The organism is Acidovorax sp. LjRoot38, from assembly GCF_964252975.1.
GTDB lineage: Bacteria > Pseudomonadota > Gammaproteobacteria > Burkholderiales > Burkholderiaceae_C > Acidovorax > Acidovorax facilis.
Map to the genome: position 1 here is coordinate 1 of NZ_CAXUPT020000016.1, position 18,772 is coordinate 18,772.

Annotated in this window: 16 protein-coding genes; 11 read left to right on the plus strand and 5 right to left on the minus strand. The window is 66.0% G+C overall.

Annotation, left to right across the window (positions count from 1 at the left end; genetic code table 11):
• Window positions 1-178: 178 nt before the first annotated feature.
• Both ACSQ22_RS22265 and ACSQ22_RS22270 read right to left on the minus strand, forming a co-directional pair.
• Complete coding sequence (locus ACSQ22_RS22265) at window positions 179-403, minus strand: tautomerase family protein (protein WP_176888680.1); 225 nt, start codon at window positions 401-403, stop codon at window positions 179-181.
• A 164-nt stretch (window positions 404-567) separates the two neighbouring features.
• Window positions 568-2,376 carry a methyl-accepting chemotaxis protein gene (locus tag ACSQ22_RS22270; protein ID WP_055393472.1) on the minus strand — a complete coding sequence of 603 codons (1,809 nt, stop codon included), beginning with the start codon at window positions 2,374-2,376 and terminating at the stop codon, window positions 568-570.
• Window positions 2,377-2,652: 276 nt separating this feature from the next.
• On the opposite strand from ACSQ22_RS22270, the gene ACSQ22_RS22275 reads away from it, so the two are divergent.
• Window positions 2,653-3,522, plus strand: a complete 870-nt coding sequence (locus ACSQ22_RS22275; protein ID WP_055393474.1) for a 3',5'-nucleoside bisphosphate phosphatase — start codon at window positions 2,653-2,655, stop codon at window positions 3,520-3,522.
• An 18-nt stretch (window positions 3,523-3,540) separates the two neighbouring features.
• Window positions 3,541-4,176, plus strand: a complete 636-nt coding sequence (locus ACSQ22_RS22280; protein WP_055393476.1) for an L-threonylcarbamoyladenylate synthase — start codon at window positions 3,541-3,543, stop codon at window positions 4,174-4,176.
• 147 nt (window positions 4,177-4,323) lie between these two features.
• Here ACSQ22_RS22280 and ACSQ22_RS22285 read toward each other — a convergent pair whose 3' ends face one another.
• Complete coding sequence (locus ACSQ22_RS22285) at window positions 4,324-5,481, minus strand: methyl-accepting chemotaxis protein (protein ID WP_121420992.1); 1,158 nt, start codon at window positions 5,479-5,481, stop codon at window positions 4,324-4,326.
• A 279-nt stretch (window positions 5,482-5,760) separates the two neighbouring features.
• Between ACSQ22_RS22285 and ACSQ22_RS22290 the strand changes: the two genes are divergently transcribed.
• The 7 genes from ACSQ22_RS22290 (at window position 5,761) to ACSQ22_RS22320 (ending at window position 14,389) form a co-directional block, all read left to right on the plus strand.
• The gene (locus tag ACSQ22_RS22290) at window positions 5,761-6,429 is read left to right on the plus strand and encodes a site-2 protease family protein (protein WP_055393480.1); all 669 of its coding nucleotides are present in this window, start codon (window positions 5,761-5,763) and stop codon (window positions 6,427-6,429) included.
• A gap of 35 nt (window positions 6,430-6,464) precedes the next feature.
• Window positions 6,465-7,769: a tryptophan--tRNA ligase gene (locus tag ACSQ22_RS22295; protein ID WP_436131571.1), complete on the plus strand. Its 1,305-nt coding sequence runs from the start codon at window positions 6,465-6,467 to the stop codon at window positions 7,767-7,769.
• Window positions 7,770-8,018: 249 nt separating this feature from the next.
• Window positions 8,019-8,282 carry a hypothetical protein gene (locus ACSQ22_RS22300; RefSeq protein WP_055393485.1) on the plus strand — a complete coding sequence of 88 codons (264 nt, stop codon included), beginning with the start codon at window positions 8,019-8,021 and terminating at the stop codon, window positions 8,280-8,282.
• 8 nt (window positions 8,283-8,290) lie between these two features.
• Complete coding sequence (locus tag ACSQ22_RS22305) at window positions 8,291-9,355, plus strand: formylglycine-generating enzyme family protein (RefSeq protein ID WP_436131572.1); 1,065 nt, start codon at window positions 8,291-8,293, stop codon at window positions 9,353-9,355.
• 97 nt (window positions 9,356-9,452) lie between these two features.
• Window positions 9,453-10,151: a response regulator transcription factor gene (locus ACSQ22_RS22310; protein WP_121507291.1), complete on the plus strand. Its 699-nt coding sequence runs from the start codon at window positions 9,453-9,455 to the stop codon at window positions 10,149-10,151.
• An 80-nt stretch (window positions 10,152-10,231) separates the two neighbouring features.
• Entirely contained in the window at window positions 10,232-11,995 is a 1,764-nt protein-coding gene (locus ACSQ22_RS22315) for a FecR family protein (RefSeq protein ID WP_436131573.1), read from the plus strand.
• A 42-nt stretch (window positions 11,996-12,037) separates the two neighbouring features.
• Window positions 12,038-14,389 (plus strand): CHASE2 domain-containing protein, encoded by a 2,352-nt coding sequence (locus tag ACSQ22_RS22320; RefSeq protein ID WP_436131574.1) that lies wholly within the window; start codon window positions 12,038-12,040, stop codon window positions 14,387-14,389.
• 16 nt (window positions 14,390-14,405) lie between these two features.
• Here ACSQ22_RS22320 and ACSQ22_RS22325 read toward each other — a convergent pair whose 3' ends face one another.
• Together ACSQ22_RS22325 and ACSQ22_RS22330 are read right to left on the minus strand one after the other, a co-directional pair.
• Window positions 14,406-15,044 carry a glycoside hydrolase family 25 protein gene (locus tag ACSQ22_RS22325; protein WP_436131575.1) on the minus strand — a complete coding sequence of 213 codons (639 nt, stop codon included), beginning with the start codon at window positions 15,042-15,044 and terminating at the stop codon, window positions 14,406-14,408.
• Window positions 15,045-15,048: 4 nt separating this feature from the next.
• The gene (locus tag ACSQ22_RS22330; RefSeq protein WP_436131576.1) at window positions 15,049-15,717 is read right to left on the minus strand and encodes a hypothetical protein; all 669 of its coding nucleotides are present in this window, start codon (window positions 15,715-15,717) and stop codon (window positions 15,049-15,051) included.
• Between the two features lie 521 nt (window positions 15,718-16,238).
• On the opposite strand from ACSQ22_RS22330, the gene ACSQ22_RS22335 reads away from it, so the two are divergent.
• Together ACSQ22_RS22335 and ACSQ22_RS22340 are read left to right on the plus strand one after the other, a co-directional pair.
• Entirely contained in the window at window positions 16,239-17,234 is a 996-nt protein-coding gene (locus ACSQ22_RS22335; RefSeq protein ID WP_436131577.1) for an FHA domain-containing protein, read from the plus strand.
• 17 nt (window positions 17,235-17,251) lie between these two features.
• Window positions 17,252-18,763 (plus strand): protein kinase domain-containing protein, encoded by a 1,512-nt coding sequence (locus ACSQ22_RS22340; RefSeq protein WP_436131578.1) that lies wholly within the window; start codon window positions 17,252-17,254, stop codon window positions 18,761-18,763.
• Window positions 18,764-18,772 lie beyond the last annotated feature (9 nt).

Below are 18,772 nucleotides of genomic sequence, written 5' to 3' on the forward strand. Positions count from 1 at the left end.
CTGTCGGACTTGGAGCGTCGAAGCGAAAATTGGCCCCAGCGAGGACAGTTTTTGCCGGATTTGCAGCCCCATAGCCGAGCTATGGGGCAAAAAGACGGTGGAAAATGGACCGCTGAGGTCAATTTGCAGCCGACGATTTCCAAGTTCGACGGACTCCTAGGGCAAGGCCCCACCCCGCTCAGGCCTGTACAGGGCCCTTGCTGCGCTGGCGGATCACCGTCACCGGCTCGCCGCCCTGGCCCCAGTTCTCAGGGTCCACCTCGTCGATGATGACGGTGACACTTTCAGGGCGCTTGTCCAGCACCTGCTGCATGAGTTGGGTGACACCGGCGATCAGGGCTGCCTTTTGGGCCGCGGTGGTGGGCAGTTCGCGCCGCGCGAGGCGGATGTTGACCAGGGGCATGGGCAGATCCTTTCGTCCATCGCAAAAAAACAAAGACAAAGGCAGCCGGGGCTGCCTCGGGGGTGCGGTGCAAAAACTTAAGGGCCTTTTTGGCCGCCAGCGCTTGATAAAAAAGCGCAGATAGCTATCATTTGAATAGCAAAAACCACCACACCCAGCGGCCTTTAGAAGCTTTCCCAGTCGTCATCCCCGCCTTTGGCTGCAGCCCGGGGCGCAGGTGCAGCGGGCGCGGCCGATGGGCCAGGGGTGGCAGCGGGGCGTGCAGCGGCGGGGGCCGGTGGTGCCAAGCGAGCGGCGGCGGGTGCCTTGGTCGGCTTGGTTGCCTTGGGTGCTGCGGGTTGGTTGCCGAGGGCGGTTCTGGCCGCAGGCGCTGGCCGGGGCGCCGCAGACGGAGCCGGGCGGGGCGCTGCCGGTGCGCGAACCGCCATCGCGCCCACATTGAACACCGCCACCACCTCAGCCAGGCGCTGGGCCTGGTCGCGCATCGAGGCTGCGGCGGCGGTGGACTCCTCCACCAGCGCCGCGTTCTGTTGCGTCATCTGGTCGAGGTGCGTCACGGCCTGGTTGACCTGGGCGATCCCGTCGCGCTGCTCGGAGGAGGATGCCGTGATTTCTCCGATCAGGTCGCTCACGCGCTGCACGCTGGCCACGATCTCGCCCATGGTCTGGCCCGCCTGGGCCACCTGGGCAGAGCCCGACTCGACGTTTTCCACCGAGGCACTGATCAGGTTCTTGATCTCCTTGGCGGCCTCGGCGCTGCGCCCAGCCAGGCTGCGCACTTCGCTGGCCACCACCGCAAAGCCCCGGCCCTGCTCGCCCGCGCGGGCGGCTTCCACAGCAGCGTTGAGCGCCAGGATGTTGGTCTGGAAGGCAATACCGTCGATCACGCCGATGATGTCGCTGATCTTGCGGCTGCTGTCGGTGATCTGCTGCATGCTGGTGACCACCTGGCCCACCACTTCGCCGCCGCGCGCCGCCGCCTGGGCCGCCGTGCCCGCGAGCTGGTTGGCCTGGCGCGCGGTGTCGGCCGACTGGCTCACCGTGGCCGTAAGTTCTTCCATGCTGGCGGCGGTTTCTTCCAGGTTCGAGGCAGTCTGCTCGGTGCGGGCTGACAGGTCGTGGTTGCCGTTGGCGATCTGGATCGAGGCCGACGAGACGGAATCCACCCCCACCCGCACCTCGCTCACCACCCCCCGCAAGCGGGTGGACATGGCCGACAGGGACCTCAGCATGTGGCCGAACTCGTCCTTGCGGGTGGATTGCAGCTCGCGCGTGAGGTCGCCAGCGGCGATGGCGTCGATGGTTTCCACCGCCTCGTCCAATGGCACGGTGATGGAGCGCACCAGCTTCCAGGCCAGCAGCAGCACCACCACAACCAGCACGGCCGACACCACCAGGCCCTGGATGGCGTAGGCAACCCGCCGTTGCGTGGTCTCGGCCCGTATCTCCTCGCGGCGCTTTTGCAGGACAGCGACAAAGTCGTCCTGCGCCTTGAGGTAGCGCGCCACCATGGGGGTGAGTTCATTGTCGGCAAACTGCTGGGTGGCCACGCCATCGCCCGCGCCCTTGAGCTCCCAGGTCTTGGCGGTGGCGGCCAGCACCAGCTTGCGTTCGGCCAGCACCTTGTCGAGCGCCGCCTTTTCCTCGGGCGCCGTGGCACCGGCAACGATCCCCTCTTGAATCTTGTTGATGCCGCCAATGATTTCCTTGACCTTGGCGTCGTACTGCTGGGCAAGCACCGCGTCGGTGGTGACGGCTCCTCCCATCACCATATTGACGGCGGTTTCTGTGGCACCCCGCCAGCGTATGGCCGCCGAGATGCGCTCTTCGATCTCGACCACCTGGTCCATCGCAGCCGACATGGAGCTGTTGGCCCGGTACTGCTGGAAGCCGGAGATCAACAGCATGGCCAGCATCAGCAGGATGAATGCTCCCCACAGCTTGCGCGAAACGCGGATATTGTCGATTTGCATGGTTCTTTTTCCTCGTGGACCTGGAAATGTAAGTGTGCGGCCAACGCGCGGCACGCAACATCCGATTGCGTCAACAGCAGGCCACAAGCCTACGCCAGCCCAGGCACTGCCCTGCCCTCTTTTTCCCGGGAAAAACCCGCACCCAGGGTGCTGAAGGTGACAGGACGGCCCACCCGGGGGTCAGCGGCACCTGGCAGGACTCCGGAGAACCCGTCCACGACGGCACAGGGGTTGCGCGGTGGCGCGCGATATCGGTACAAGCCCTAAAATGGCACGGTGACATCCATACTGAACGCCGACCTGCATTGCCATTCCGTGGTATCCGACGGAACCCTGACCCCGGAGGATCTGGCCGCCCGCGCGAAAGCCAACGGTGTCGAGCTGTGGGCGCTCACCGACCATGACGAAATCGGCGGCCAGCACCGCGCCGCCGCCGCTGCCCATGCGCAGGGCATGGCCTACCTCACGGGCGTCGAAATCTCGGTCACCTTTGCCGACACCACCGTCCACATCGTCGGCCTGGGTTTCGACCCCAACGACACCCGACTGGCCGAGGGCCTGGCCGCTACGCGCGGTGGGCGCGGCGAACGCGCCAAGGACATGGCCGAACAACTGGCCCAGGCGGGTATTCCGGGCGCTTACGAGGGCGCGCTGCAGTTCGTAGGCAACCCGGCATTGATTTCACGCACCCATTTCGCCCGCTTTCTGGTGGAGACCGGGGTCTGCAAGGACACCTCCGAGGTATTTCGCAAATACCTCATCGAAGGCAAGCCTGGTTATGTGCCGCACCGTTGGGCGTCGCTGGGCAACGCCGTGCGCTGGATCACCGAGGCAGGCGGCATGGCCATCATTGCCCACCCGGCGCGCTACAAGTTCAGTGCCAACGAAGAATTTGCGCTGTTTTCCGAATTCAAGGCCCACGGCGGGCGCGGGGTGGAAGTCGTCACCGGAAGCCACAGCGCAGCCGAGTATGTCACCTACGCCGCGATGGCGAAGGAGTTTGGGCTGGCCGCCTCGCGCGGCAGCGACTTCCACAGCCCGGACGAGTCCCACACCGACCTGGGGACCTTGCCGCTGCTACCCGGCCAGCTCACCCCGGTCTGGGAACTGCTGGCTGAACGCATCCGGCACCCCGCTGCCGTTTGAGACGAGACGCACCATTTCATGGCCCAGTATTTCGAAGTCCACCCCGACAACCCCCAGCCGCGCCTGCTCAAGCAGGGCGCCATGCTGCTGCAAAAGGGCGGCATTCTGGCCGTGCCCACCGATTCCAGCTATGCGCTGGTCTGCCACCTGGACGACAAGGATGCCGTCGATCGCATGCGCCGCATCCGCCAGGTGGACGATAAGCACCACCTCACCCTGTTGTGCCGTGACCTGTCGGAACTGGCCAACTATGCCCGCGTGGACAACCGCCAGTACCGCCTGCTCAAGCTGGGCACGCCCGGGCCCTACACCTTTATCCTCGAAGCGACCAAGGAAGTGCCGCGCCGCGTGAGCCACCCTTCGCGCAAGACTATCGGTCTGCGCGTGCCCGACCGCAAGGGCCTGCAGCTGCTGCTGGAGCTGCACGGCGCCCCGCTGCTGGCCACCACGCTGATCCCGGCCGGCGAGACCGAGCCCCTGAACGACCCGCAGGAAATCCGCGAACGCTACGAAAAGCTGGTGGACGCCATCGTGGACGCAGGCGCCTGCCCGCTGGAGCCCACCACTGTGGTGGACCTGACCCCCATGGGCAATGGTGGCGAGCCCGAAGTGGTGCGCGAAGGCCGGGGCAGCCTGCAGGCGCTGGGGTTGTAGCCGCAGCTCCTCACCTCGACTGCCATAGCGCTTGCCCGGGGCCTCCACAACTGGCGCGGCCCCATGCCAGTGCCACCGTGGAACTGGCTTTGCCAGGCCACCGGTGGCGTCCCCCTGAGGGGGGAAGCGGCGCAGCCGCTCAGGGGGCTATAACTTGAACGCACCCACAGCCTGCTCCAGATCGCGCGCCTGGGCTGTGAGCGAGGTGGCGGTGGAAACCGCGTTCTGAACCAGCGCAGCCGTTTCCTGGGTGGTGCCGTCCATGTGCGACACGGCGCCGTTCACATGGCTGATGGCATCGCTCTGCTCGCGCAGGGCGTGGGAGATTTCGCCAAGCAGTGCACTGACCTGCCCGACGGCCGCCACGATCTCCTGCATGGTCTTGCCCGCCTTGCCCACCTGGCCAGCACCGTTTTCCACCTGCTCGACCGACGCGCTGATCAGCGCCTTGATCTCGCGGGCGGCCACGGCGCTGCGCTGGGCCAGATTACGCACCTCGCTGGCCACCACGGCAAAGCCACGGCCCTGCTCGCCCGCACGGGCGGCTTCAACCGCCGCGTTGAGCGCCAGGATGTTGGTCTGGAAGGCAATGCCTTCGATGACCTGGATGATGTCCACAATCTTGCGCGAGCTGCCGCTGATGGCCTGCATGGTCAACACCACATCGCCCACCACCGCGCCCCCTTGCTCTGCAATGCCCGAGGCCTTCACCGCGAGGTCGCTGGCGGAATGGGCGCGCTCGGCGTTCTGGCGCACGGTGGCGGTCAGCTGCTCCATGCTGGCAGCAGTTTCGGTGAGTGAAGAGACCTGGTCTTCCGCATGGCGAGAAAGGTCGGTGTTGCCATGGTCGATGTCTGCGGCAGAGGCGCTGATGGCATCGGCGTCCTGCTTGATGCGCGACACCAGGTCGGTCAGCGTGTCCTCCATGGTGCCCAGGGCGTTCAGGAGCCGGCCAAAGTCGCCCTGCAGATCGGAGCTGAATTCCTGGCTCAGGTCGCCCGAAGCCACGGTTTCTGCAATCAGGATGGCCTGGTTGAGCGGCGCCACGATGCTCATGCGCAGGCTGAACACAGCCAGCAGCGCCAGCACAAACGCCACACAGCTGCAGCCGATGATCCATGCCCGGGCGCTTTGCAAGTGCGCCTGTGCTGCCTGGGCCTGGGGCGCCGTCACAGGCGCGCCCTGCAGTGCCTGCTCGGCCCCGCCGATGCCAGCCAGCGCCATGACCATTAACAGCAGCACCAGCAGTGCCATACCGCCAAACGCCAGGGCCAGACGCGTTCCAATTTTCAGGTTGTTCCACATGATGTTATGCCTCTCCAGGGCTGTTGTTTTGGTTTTTTGGGTCGCCCCGGGGGCAACTGGCAGATGCTAGCAATGATCACGGCGCTGCGGGCGCCCTCGGCATACGTACATCCCACATGGAACTTGCGCGAATCGGGATGCAACAACCGCCTTGCCTGGGGGTGAGCCACTTGCCCGAGTCCTGTTGTGCGCCAGTCATCCCACCACCGGCATGCCGTGTACTCCGTGTGGGTCGCCCCGGCAACGGCTGGGGTGGCGGGCGTCTGAGACAATCACCGGGTGGACATCTCCAATCTCATCCAAACCGTTCTGATCTACGCCCTGCCGGTGCTGTTTGCCATCACCGTGCACGAGGCAGCCCACGGCTACGCCGCGCGCCACTTTGGCGACAACACCGCGTACATGATGGGCCGGATCACCCTCAACCCGATCAAACACATCGACCCGGTGGGCACCATCCTGATGCCGCTGCTGCTGTACTTTGCGACCTCGGGGGCCTTCCTGTTTGGCTATGCGAAGCCGGTGCCGGTCAATTTCGGCAACCTGCGCAATCCCAAGAAACACATGGTCTGGGTGGCGCTGGCGGGCCCGGCGTCCAACTTCATCCAGGCCATTGGCTGGGCCGTGCTGCTGGTGGCACTGGTGGGCTCTGGCGTGGAGGAGCGCTTTTTCATCGAGATGGCCCGCGCTGGCGTGCTGGTCAACCTCGTGATGTGGGCGTTCAACCTGTTTCCGCTGCCGCCGCTGGATGGCGGGCGCATCCTGGTGGGCCTGCTGCCCTGGAAACAGGCGCACATGGTCTCTCGCATCGAGCCCTGGGGCTTTTTCATTGTGATGGGCCTGGTGATCGCTGGGGTGGTGGGCACGCTGTGGCTACGCCCGCTGATGTCGCTGGGCTACGGCGTCATCCAGTTTCTGCTCACCCCGCTCACAGCACTGTTGCGTTAATTCTTCTCCCCCCGTTTCTTGCTGACATCCTTCCCATGAGCATCACGCGTTTTCTCACCGGCATTACCACCACGGGCACACCCCACCTGGGCAACTTCGTGGGCTCCATCCGCCCCTCGGTGGCCGCCAGCCTCACGCCCGGCGTGCAGAGCTTTTACTTTCTGGCCGACTACCACGCGCTCATCAAGTGCGAAGACCCGGTGCGCATCCAGCGCTCCACGCTGGAGATCGCCGCCAGCTGGCTGGCCGCAGGGCTGAACCCCGAGAAGGTCACGTTCTACCGCCAGTCCGACATCCCCGAGATCCCCGAACTGACCTGGCTGCTGACCTGCGTGACGGGCAAGGGCGTGCTCAACCGCGCCCACGCCTACAAGGCGAGCGTGGACAAGAACACTGCCGCCGACCGCGATGCCGACGACGGCGTGACGGCCGGCCTGTTCATGTACCCCGTGCTGATGGGCGCCGACATCCTGATGTTCAAGGCGCACAAGGTGCCCGTGGGCCGCGACCAGATCCAGCACATCGAAATGGCGCGTGACATGGCTGCGAGCTTCAACCACCTGTATGGCGAACACTTTGTGCTGCCCGAGGCCGCCATTGACGACCATGTGGCCACGCTGCCCGGCCTGGACGGGCGCAAGATGAGCAAGAGCTACGACAACACCATCCCGCTGTTCAGCTCGCGCGATCAGCTCAAGAAGCTGATCGGCGGCATCCTGACCGATTCGCGCGCACCCGGCGAGCCCAAGGACACCGAGGGATCGGCGCTGTTCCAGATCTACCAGGCGTTTGCCACGCCCGACGAAACCGCCGCCCTGCGCCAGGCCTACGCCGATGGCATCGCCTGGGGTGATGCCAAGAACACCCTGTTCGAACGTGTGGACCAGGTGATCGCACCCATGCGTGCGCAGTACGAAGAACTCATCCACAACCCCGCCCGCATCGAGCAGACTCTGCTGGCCGGTGCCGAACGCGCCCGTGCGCTGGCCACGCCGTTCATCCGCGAGCTGCGCGCCGCGGTGGGCCTGCGCAGTCTGGCCCAGGCCACTGCGGCGCCCAAGCCCGTCAAGGCCGCGAAGACAGCGCTGCCTTCGTTCAAGCAATACCGCGAAGCCGACGGCAAGTTCTACTTCAAGCTGGTGGATGCCGATGGCCGCCTGCTGCTGCAAAGCACCGGTTTTGACGCGCCCAAGGAAGCAGGCCAGGCCATTGCCCAGTTGCAAAAAGACCCGGACGCACTGCAGACACTGGCACCGCGCCTGGCACCGGTGGAGGGCGTGAGCGCCGACGATGTGGCCGCCGCGCTGCAGGCGTTGGCAGAGGCTGCAGCCGCCGCGTAAACCGCTCTGTCCCTGTCCAACGCGGGATCCGAGGTCGGAATGCGCTGGGGGAAGCGGTCACTTTTTGATAGCTGCTCGCGCTTTACCAATAAGCGCTAGCGGCCAAAATCATTCAAATATTCACCTCCAGGGTGAATCCGCAGAATGCCCGCCTGGCTGCGACAGAAGATGGTGGTGTGTGCGCAATGCGCCTACGCTGTCGGCGTGGGCCTTGTGCGTAAACTGTCCGTTCTGTTCTTGGAGACTCCCATGAAACTGCCAGTTGCCACCCTCTCCGTGCTCGCCGTGCTGGCGGGCTGCAACGCTACCAGCCCCCACCACCCCTCGGGGCCCATGGCATCGGGCCGTGACCGCACCTTCAGCGTGCCCGTGTACGGCACCGACACGTCGCCCGCCTATGCAGCGGCCACGCGCGAATGCCAGCGGCTGGCGCTGTTCCCCAAGCTGCTGCGCAACGATGGCTCGCGCCTGATTTTTGAATGCGTGAGCGAAGCCCCCGACCGCCAACCCTGATCCCTGCCATGGTCTGGTTTCTGCGGCGCCCCCTCAGGGCGCATGGCGTGGCCCTGACAGCCGCGCTGGTCTGCGCCTGCGCCCATGCGGGGCCTGCGCAAACCACCGCACCCGCCACCTGGACCAACAGCCTGGGCATGGTCTTCCAGCAGGTCCCGGCAGGCCGCTTCACGATGGGAGGCGTGGAGCCGCCCGATACCCTGGCACGCGCGTACCCGGCGCTGGAGGCCAGGCGCTTTACCGAGTTGACCGATGAAGGCCCCGCGCACACGGTGCACATCCGGCGGGCGTTCTACCTGGGTCGGCACGAGGTCACCGTGGGGCAGTTCCAGCGCTTTCTGGAGGCCTCGGGCTACCAGCCCGAATCGGAAGCCGATGGCACGGGCGGCTACGGCTACAACGCGCAGTACGACCCCGCCACCACCCAGCGCAGCGATGCCTTTGAGGGCCGGGACCCTCGCTATTCGTGGCGCAACCCAGGTTTTGCACAGGGGCAAGACCATCCCGTCGTGAACGTCACCTGGAACGACGCCCAGGCCTTGGCCCAATGGCTGAGCCGCACCGAAGGCCACCACTACCGCCTGCCCACCGAAGCCGAATGGGAATACGCCTGCCGCGCTGGCACCCGCACCCGCTATCCGCATGGCGACGACCCGCAGGGCCTGCTGCACACCGCCAACACCTTTGACCAGGAGGTCGCCCCCCTGTGGCCCCGCTGGCAGCAGCACGCCTTGGCGGGCAGCGACGGCCATGTTTTCACCGCCCCGGTGGGCAGCTATGCGCCCAATGCCTTTGGCCTGCACGACATGCTGGGCAATGCCTGGGAGTGGGTGTCGGACTGGCACGGGGACACCTACTATGCGCACTCCCCGCGCAATGATCCGCAAGGCCCCGCAGACGGCACGGTGCGCGTGCGCCGGGGGGGCTCGTGGCACACTTGGTCGTTTTATGCCCGCTGCGGCTACCGCAACTGGAACAGCCCGCAAACCCGGTACACCCTGGTCGGCATGCGGCTGGTGCGCGAAATCTCTCCCCAGCCCCTTCCCCGGTCGCGGCGAACGAGAGAGCGTTAACAAATGTCAACTGCCGGGCGGTAGGCCGGTGCGCAGCAGCGCAGACGGCGGTTATCGCGAATAATCCGCAATTGCATTTTCGACAGGGGAGAAAACCATGCGCATAGCCGCGTTGGACGACGATGCGCTCCAGCTGGATCTGATCAAACAGGCCACGGAGGCAATGGGCCACGTCTGCCACACCCACCTCAACGGTGCCGACTTCCTGCGCGAGATGCGCCGCGAGACCTTTGACCTGTTGATCGTGGACTGGCACCTGCCAGACACGACGGGGCCTGAAGTGGTGCGCTGGGTACGCAAAAATGTGGGCACCCAGTTGCCCATCCTGTTCGTCACGCACCGCCAGGAAGAGCGCGACATCGTCGAAGGCCTGGGCAGTGGCGCCGACGACTTCATGGTCAAGCCGGTGCGCATTGGCGAGCTCAATGCCCGCGTCTCGGCCCTGCTGCGGCGGGCCTACCCAGCCAATGTGGGGGGCGTGGTGGAGTTCGGGCGCTACCGCTTCCTGTCCGAAACCCGGTCCATCGAAATTGACGGCGTGCCCGTGGAGCTCAAGAACCGCGAGTACGATCTCGCCCTGTTTCTGTTTCAGAACATGGGCCGACTGTTGTCGCGTGACCACCTCAAGGACATCGTCTGGGGCCAGGTGGCGGATGTCATGTCGCGTTCGCTGGACACCCACATCTCGCGCCTGCGCACCCTGCTGGACCTGCGGCCCGCCAACGGCTTCATCGTCTCGGCGGTCTACGGTGTGGGTTACCGTTTTGAAGCTGTTGAGGCCCAGCGAAGGGCCTGACCCCCAACTATCAACGGCGGCATCCTCACGGCATGCCATCGCCAGCCCGCCAGCACCGAGCGGCACGAAGGAGATTTCACGTGGCAACGAACACCGGCCGCCCCTGCTGGGCCCTGCGCGCCAGCGCGGCACTCACCCTGGGTTTCCTCGGTAGCGTGGCGGGCACCAGCGCCCAGACGGCTCCCCCTGCAGCCACCACGCCGCAGGGCGATGAAATTGCCCACACCGTGCAGGAGGGTGACACGCTCGAAGGCCTGGCCAAGGCCTATCTGGCCGCGCCCCGGCAGTGGCCGCTGCTGCAAGCCCGCAACAAGGTGGCCAACCCCAGGCGCCTGGTGCCGGGTTCGGTGGTGTGGATTCCGGTGCGCCTGCAACCCGCCGAGTCGGCCACGGTGGAGTTCGTGCACGGCACGGTCACCGCGCAGGCCCGCGCGGGCGACGCCCCGGCGCCCGTCACCCAGGGCGGCAAGCTTGAAGAGGGTACCGCGCTGCAGGTGGGGCCGGATGCTTTTGTCTCCGTCAAGCTGGCCGATGGCACGGTGGTGCGAGTGCAGGCGCAGTCCGAGCTGTTGCTGCGGCAGCTGCGCCGCCGGGGGCGTGCGGGCAGCCTGCAGTCGGTGCTGGAGATGCGCAGCGGTGCGGTGGAATCCAGCGTGCCACCCAATGCCGAGGCTTTTCGCCGCTTTGAACTGCGCACGCCCCTGGCCGTGACCAGTGTGCGCGGCACCCACTTTGGCGTTGCGATGGGCGAATCGGGCCAGACCACCGCATCGGTGCTTAGCGGCTCGGTGGCCGTACAGTCCCGCCAGCAAGAAACCACTGGCCCATCCAATTCGTCTGCGGCAGCGGCCTCGATGCTGGCTCCGGGGCAAGGGCTGGCAGTGGCGGCCGATGGCAGCGTGGGCGCACCCCGCCCGCTGCTGGTGGCGCCCGACACATCGGGCGTCCCTGCCATGCTCAGCGATGCGAGCATTCTGGCCATCAACGTGCCACCACTGCCGGGCGCCGCGCGCTACCAGGCCCAGGTGGCGCAGGACGCCGACTTCACCCAGGTGCTGCGCCACGGCAGTTTTGCCGATGGTCAGCTGCGCTGGAAAGCCGTGGAAGACGGGCGCTACTACCTGTCGGTGCGCGCCCTGGACGACGCGGGCATCCCCGGTGTGCCTGCCGTGCAGCCTTTTGTGGTCAAGACGCGTCCCGTGGCCCCGCTGTACCAGCAACCTGCGCCCGGCGCGGTGCTGGCCAGCGGCACGGGCGAGCTGCGATGCACGCAGGTGCCCGGTGTGGCCTGGTACCGCCTGCAGGTGGCCCGCGATGCGCAGTTCACCCAGCCCGTGCTGGACGAGCAACGCCTCACCGAATGCCGCCTGCCGCTGAACACGCTGCCGGTAGGCAACTATTTCTGGCGTGCGGCCAGCCTGCTGCAGCTGCCAAACAGTCCGAGCAGTCAGGCCGACCAAGGTCCGTTTGCCCCGCCCCAGCCCTTCTCGGTGGCAGACCGCCCCGCCACGCTGTCGCCCCAGTCATTGCAAGCGCAGGATGGCGACACCACGGTGCGGGTGCACTGGCCCGCGCAGCCTGGCCAGCGGTTCCGCCTGCAACTGGCCCCAGCCAACGACCTGGCGTTTGACAAGGTCGTGCTCGACACCCAGCTCGACACCCCTGCATGGACCGCCAGCAACCTGCCTGCAGGCGACTACCTCGTGCGCATCCAGGTGCTGGATCCCACGGGGCTGCAGAGCGACTTTTCGCCGCCGCGCCAGATCCGGGTCGGCTCGGGCATCAGCACGGGTTCGGGTCTGCCGGTCTCCACCTCGAACGGCCAGCCCGTGGCACGCCCTTGAGCCGCGCACGCCGTTTGCCCTGGGCCCAAGGGTTCTGAGCCCATGATGACCGCCGGACGCACCCGGGGCCAGCAGCGGCGCCTGGAATGGAGCCTTCTGGCCGCCGCCTTGCTGGGGCTGGTGGCCTGGCTCAGCACCGCCGACAGCCTGAGCCGGATGAACCACCTGGTGCAGGACGCTGGCCTGCGCCTGCTTTCGCGCCCCGCGCACCCCGACATCGTCATCGTTGCCATCGACGACCCCAGCATCGCGGCCATTGGCCGCTGGCCCTGGCGCCGGGCGCTGCACGCAGAGCTGATCGCGCGCGTATCGGCACAGCAGCCCCGCGCCATCGGCATGGACGTCCTGTTCAACGAAGAAGACCTGGACTACCCCGAGGACGATGTGCTGCTGGCCGACGCCATGCGACGCAGTGGGCGGGTGGTGCTTCCGGTGCTGCGACGTGGTCACGGCCCGTCGGCTAACATGGCCGACCTGCCCTGGCCCGCATTCGCAGACGCCGCAGCCGGCCTGGGCCATGTGCATGTGGCGCCCGACAACGACGGCGTGGTGCGCAGCCTCTACCTGCAGGAAGGGCCCGCCGCCGCGCCCTGGCAGCACTTCAGCATGGCGCTGCAGTGCGTGGCCGCTTCCACATCCGCATCACACAATTCGCCCCAGTGCAATGCAGCGCACGCCGCACCGGTGGCCGATGGCGCTGCAGCCACAGAGCGTCCAGGCAGTGGCCCCTGGCAACGCGCTGACCGCACGCTGATTGCCTATGCCGGCGGCCCTGGTCACTTCACCACGTACTCGTATATCGATGTGCTGCGCGGCCAGGTGCCGGCAGATGCGTTTCGCGGCAAGTACGTGATCGTGGGCGCTGCGGCCTCGGGCCTGGGCGACATGTTTGCCACCCCCGTGAGCGAGCAATCGCGGCTGATGCCCGGCGTGGAGGTGGTGGCCCAGGTGCTGGACGGCCGCCTGGCGGGCGTGCGGATCGAGCCTGCCGCCACCGCCCTCAACACCCTGTTCAACCTGGCGCCCGTGGTGTGCGCGCTGCTGGCTCTGCTGTTGCTGGGCCCCTTCGTGGCCTTGCTCACCAGCGCAGCGCTGGGCGTGGTCACCCTGCTGCTCAGCGTGGCCCTACCTTCGTGGATAGGCCTGCAGTTCGCACCCGCTGCGGCTCTGACCGGGCTGGTGCTGGCCTATCCGCTGTGGAGCTGGCGGCGCCTGAGCGCAGCCGCACACTTCCTGCGACTGGAGATGGAGCGCCTGCAACGCGACGGCCTGTCGATGCGACTGCAGCACCGCCCCGGCGATTCCGGTGACTTTCTGGAAAAACGCATCAATGCTGTGGAACGCGCGTCGCGCCAGTTGCGCGATCTGCACCACTTCGTGAGCGAAAGCCTGCAGCAGCTGCCTTCCCCCACCATCGTCTGTGACCCACAGGGGCGCATCCTGCTCACCAACATGGCGGCGCGCCGGCACGTGGGCGGAGACCCTCAGGTGCCGCTGCAGGGCCAGTCCGTGGTCGACCTGCTGCACGACCTGGTGCACACCGGCACCGGCCAGCCCCTGGTCACGCAGGACAAACTGCACAACCACCACATGCCCGAACAGAGCGAAGGCCGCGATGCCCAGGGCCGCAACCTGCTGGTGCTGTGCAAGCCCTTCACCGACTTGGCCAAGGCCGGCTGGCTGCTGACCCTGGTGGACCTGACAGACATGCGCCGCGCCCAGCTGCAGCGCGACCAGGCGATGAACTTCATCTCGCACGACATCCGTGCGCCCAATGCCTCCATCCTCACGCTGCTGGAGATGCAGCGCGCCTACCCTGGCCGCATGCCGGATGACGAGCTGATGCTGCGCATCGAGCGCTATGCACGCGCGTCCCTGGGCATGGCCGAAAACTTCGTCAAGCTCGCCAGCGCTGAGTCGCAGGAATACCGCATGGCCCCCCTGGACCTGGTGGCCGTGCTGGCCGAAACCGTGGACGACATCTGGGCCCTGGCCCGCGACCGGGGCGTGGAGGTAACCATCGCCACCGCGCCGGAAACCGCCCCTACCGTGGGAGACCGCGCCCTGCTGTCCCGCGCGCTGGCCAACGTGCTGAACAACGCCGTCAAGTTCAGCCCCGAAGAAGGCACGGTGCAGTGCTCCATCGTGCAACGGGGGGCACACTGGATCGTGTCAGTGCGCGACGAAGGCCCCGGCATCGCACCGGAACTGCAGGGCCAGCTGTTCGCACCGTTCCAGCGACTGCACGACCGCAGCCACCCCGCCATCGGCGGTGTCGGCCTGGGGCTGGCCCTGGTGCACACCGTGATCCACCGGCACGGCGGAACGCTGGAAGTGGACAGCGATGTGGGACGGGGGGCGGAGTTCAGGCTGGTATTGCCTCTGGGCAGTTGACCCAGAAAAGAACTTGCTAGCCCAGCTGGCCAAGCTGCGCCACTGAGCCTGCAAACCAGTTCTGGTCCACGGCACCCACCACACCGGCCACCGGGCTGCCGCCATTGGAGGAGCCATCGCTGTACTGCCAGAACGTCCAGGACGACCAAGGCGGCGGCACGTGCGGGTAGGCCGAGTACGCAGCCAGCCACAGCGGGCGAGAGGCCAGCACCTGGCAACCAGGAAGCGTCTGAAGCGCCTGCCAGAAGCCCGTGTCGGTGTAGACCATGGTCTGGCGCCCGAATAGCGCATCGGCCTCGGACAGGAATGCCAGGGCCCACTGCAGGACTTCGGAGGGGTTTTGCCCATTCAGGGTTTCCAGATCCAGCACCGGTGGCAGATCCGCAGGCCCCACCGTCCCATCGGCGCTGACCGTGTTGTAGAAAAACTGTGCCTGGGCGACGGCATCGCTGCCAGCATGGCCGAAGTGGTAGGCGCCGCGGCGCAATCCTGCGGCCGCGCTGCCCGTCCAGTTGGCGCGGAAAAGCGGGTCCACATAGGCAATGCCTTCGGTGGCCTTGATGAAGGAAAAGGCCACGTTGCTGCCAGCCACGCTGGGCCAGTTGACGTTGCCTTGGTAGTGACTGACGTCGATGCCACGGGTTTGGACTGTCATGGCGTCACACCACGCGGTTGAGCATGTCGACCTGGGTCTGCAACAGACCATCAATGCGGATCGTCGTGGTCAGCGGCTGGCCTTCATCCCACATAACGCCGCAGTTGTATTGCAGGGTGTTGGGGTTCAGGATGCTGCCGTTGACCTTTTGCTGGTAGGTCGTGTCCCCACCGCCCGCCCCCTGAATGCCAATGCCCCAATGGCACCAGCCGTACCAGCTCGGCGACTTCATGACCATGGTGTAGACCGCAGAGCCGTCGTCGGGCAACACCGTGTGCCCATTGACTTCTGCCGTGAGCTTCATCAGGGCAAAACGGCAGGCGTCCTGCGCGGCCACATTGCCGCCCAGCGCATTGGCGAAATTGGCGGCCAGTGTGGCGTGGTACTGCACCGTCTGCGGGAAGACCATGTCAGTGATCTCAAAGAACGCCGCATTCAGACCGGTGGGTACACGCTCGGCATTGAACACGAAGGCGCCGTTGTCCGAGGTATAGATGGTGGTGGCTGCGTAAGGGTCATCGGCATTCACGTATTCACCATTCAACGCCCAACCCCAACAGGCGGCGTTCACAAAGGGCGCCTGCTGCGAGGTTGGCACCGTGGCACCGTTGCGAGGATGTGGCTGGCCCGCAGGAGCCAGCAAATTGCGTTGAGTGTCAGACAGGTAAGGCATGGTTTTCTCCGTCAATGGATCGGTGCGGATGGCAAGCGCATCTCGCTCGATACATTGTGGAGACCCTTTTCTCGCTTGGCGATTACAGCCCATTACACGCCATCACAGGTACTGACCCACCGCTCTGCACACCAGTCTGCAGCCGGCCTGGGGAGCAGATTCTTTGCACCGTCGTGCCGCTGCAGTCAATCCCAAAACTACCTGGCCCTGCAAACAGCGGGGTCAAAAATCAGTTGAACGGCTGGGCTGCGCGATGCCTTGCAACGGGGGCGTCACGCCGTTGATATCCCGCGCAATTGCAAGCAGAACGTTAACTACCAGATTTGGTAGTTGCGTGGGGAGGACAGCGCCAACACACTCATTGGGCTGCATCGGGAATTCTTGGCGAACGCCCGGACAGGAAACCCGCGTCCGCTGCACAGCGGCATGCCACGGGCTGCGAGGCATCACATTCAGCCATGCGCGGGGCCAAAGGAAACCGCGCCGCAAGGTGTGACGAAGAAAAAATGAGGGACTGACTGATGGCAATCCTGAAAAACCGCGCAACACAGCGCAAGATCCATTTGCGAACACTTCACGTGTTTGGGCGAGGCCGTTCCTCGGACACCTTGCTGGAAAACCCGGATGCCTCGCAACTGCATGCATCGATCCGCTGGACAGGCAGCACCTGGGAACTGCACGACCACAGCCGCAACGGAACCCTGCTCGATGGCGAGCTGCTGTCCCATAGCGGAGCCTTTGCACTCCGCGTGGGAAGCACCATCGGCTTCGGGCGTGACGACGGCTCTGGCTGGGTTGTGGAAGACCTTGCAGCCCCCGCCAATCTGCTCTGGCCGCTGGGGCACGACAGCGCTCCCGTGCCACTGGAGCGGTCCAACCTGCTGCCCCAGGGCCAGCATGCCGAAGTGTCCATCCACTGCGCCGAGCAAGGCCGGTGGATATGCACCACGCCCCAGGGCAGCTGGGTGCTGGAAGACGGCGACGAGGTCCGATTTTCCAACCAGGCCTGGTGCTTCCTTGCGGCGCAGGAGGTCACATCGACCATGGAGTCCATGGTTGGCGCAGCGCCGTGTATTCGTCCACGCACGAGCCTGCATTTCAACGTCAGCCTGGATGAGGAACATGTGCGCCTGCAAGTGCAGGAGGGAGACCGGCAGTTCGACCTGGGCGAGCGCACCCACCACTACGCACTGCTGACGCTGGCACGTTTGCGATGGGCCGATGCGCAGCGCCACCGGGACAGCCAGGCCCATGGCTGGGTCGAGCTGGAGCGCTTGGCGAAGATGCTGGGTGTGGAGCCCGGGCACCTCAACATCCAGATCTTCCGCATGCGCAAGCAACTTGCACTGGCCATGCCCGGCGACTCCCATGTCCCCGAGCTGATCGAAAGGCGCCGTGGCTCCTTGCGCTTTGGTTGCCTGCGTTTCAGCATCACACGGGGTACCCAGCGGGAAGCCGATTTCGACCCCTTGGCCCTGAACAGCCCCATCCACGCTGAAGAGTCGCTTGCGGCCTGAGCCTGCCCCCCATCGCAATGACACGAGTGCCCACGCACGGTTTTCCCGTGGGTGTGCCGGGCTATCAATCGTTGGGTTTGCTGGGCCAGGGCGCATCGGGCCAGGTTTTCAAGGCCCGGCAGCGCAGCACCGGCCAGTTCGTGGCCATCAAGATTCCGAGCACCCCAGCCGCGCGCGATCCCGCCAACCGGCGGCGTGTGCACCAGCGGCTGCACCAGGAAACCCGGGTGCTGTCTTTGTTGCACCACATCCATGTGGTCCGGCTCATCGACAAAGGCCTGGCCCAGGAGGGCGTGCCGTTTGCCGTGCTGGAGTACGTGACTGGCGAAACGCTGCGCGAATTCCTGCAGCGCCAGGGCCGGCTCTCATTGCCGGACACGGTGGGGCTGATGGCGCAGCTGCTCGATGCCCTGGCTTTCCTGCATGCCCACCATATCGTGCACCGCGACCTGAAGCCAGAGAACGTGATGGTGATCTCCAGCGGCACCACCTTGCACGCCAAGGTGCTGGACTTTGGGCTTGCCAGCCACCACGGAGAACCCCAGTTCACCGCGGGAGCCGAGGGCACGCCCGCCTACTGCGCACCCGAACAGCTGCGCGGCGAGGTGTGCGGGCCCGCCACCGACATCTATGCCTGGGCCTTGATGTTCGTGGAGTGCCTGAGCGCACGACCGAGCATCCAGGGCGCCAGCCTGACAGAGGTGCTGCAGCGCCAGCTAAGCACAGATATCGTCGCCTTGCCAGAGGAATTAGAGGGCAGTCCGCTGGCCGCGCTGCTTCAGCGGGCCTTGCAAAAGGACGTGCGCCGGCGTACCGCCGATGCCGCGCAACTGTACGGTGACCTTGCCCAGTGCGCGGCGCAGGTGCGCCAGCTTCGCCCACCCAGCCATGCGGCAGGGCCAAGCCCTGCAGATCCGTCCACATCCGGCCAGGCGCAGCAGGCCACCATGGATTCGCTGGAACGTCCCAGGTCGCAGAACGTCGATGCTCCTTCGCGCGCCATCCTGTGCCTGACCCTGCGCCTGTACCCCGCCCGCGATGCTTCCCTGGCCCTGTCCGACCTGCAGGAGATTCGCGAGCAGCAGCTGCGCTGGTGCGCCAACGCCGTGCAGTCGGGCCAGGGCCATGGCGCGGGGACGCTGGGAGACTGCATGCTGTTCCACTTCGAGCAGGGCCCCAGCAGCGCACAGAACCTGCAGCAGGCAGCAGCCTTGGCACAGGACCTGTGCATCCGGGTGCAACGAAGAAGCCGCATGCTGGAGGTGCAGCATGGCGTGCGCCTGGAAATATCAGGGAGCATGCACACGGCCACCCTGCAAGCCCACGGTGAGCCGTTGGACAGCCACCACGCGGCCAACGTGACGCTGCACCTGAACAGCCTGGCAGGCCCCGGAACCGTTCTGCTGAGCCACCGCGCGCACCACGAGCTGGCTGGCAGCGTGAAAATGGAGGCCTACGCCAGCACCAGCAAGGCCCACCCGCCGGAACCCGAGCCGGTGTACCGGCTGGCACCCGTCACCCTCCAGTAGGCCTGAACA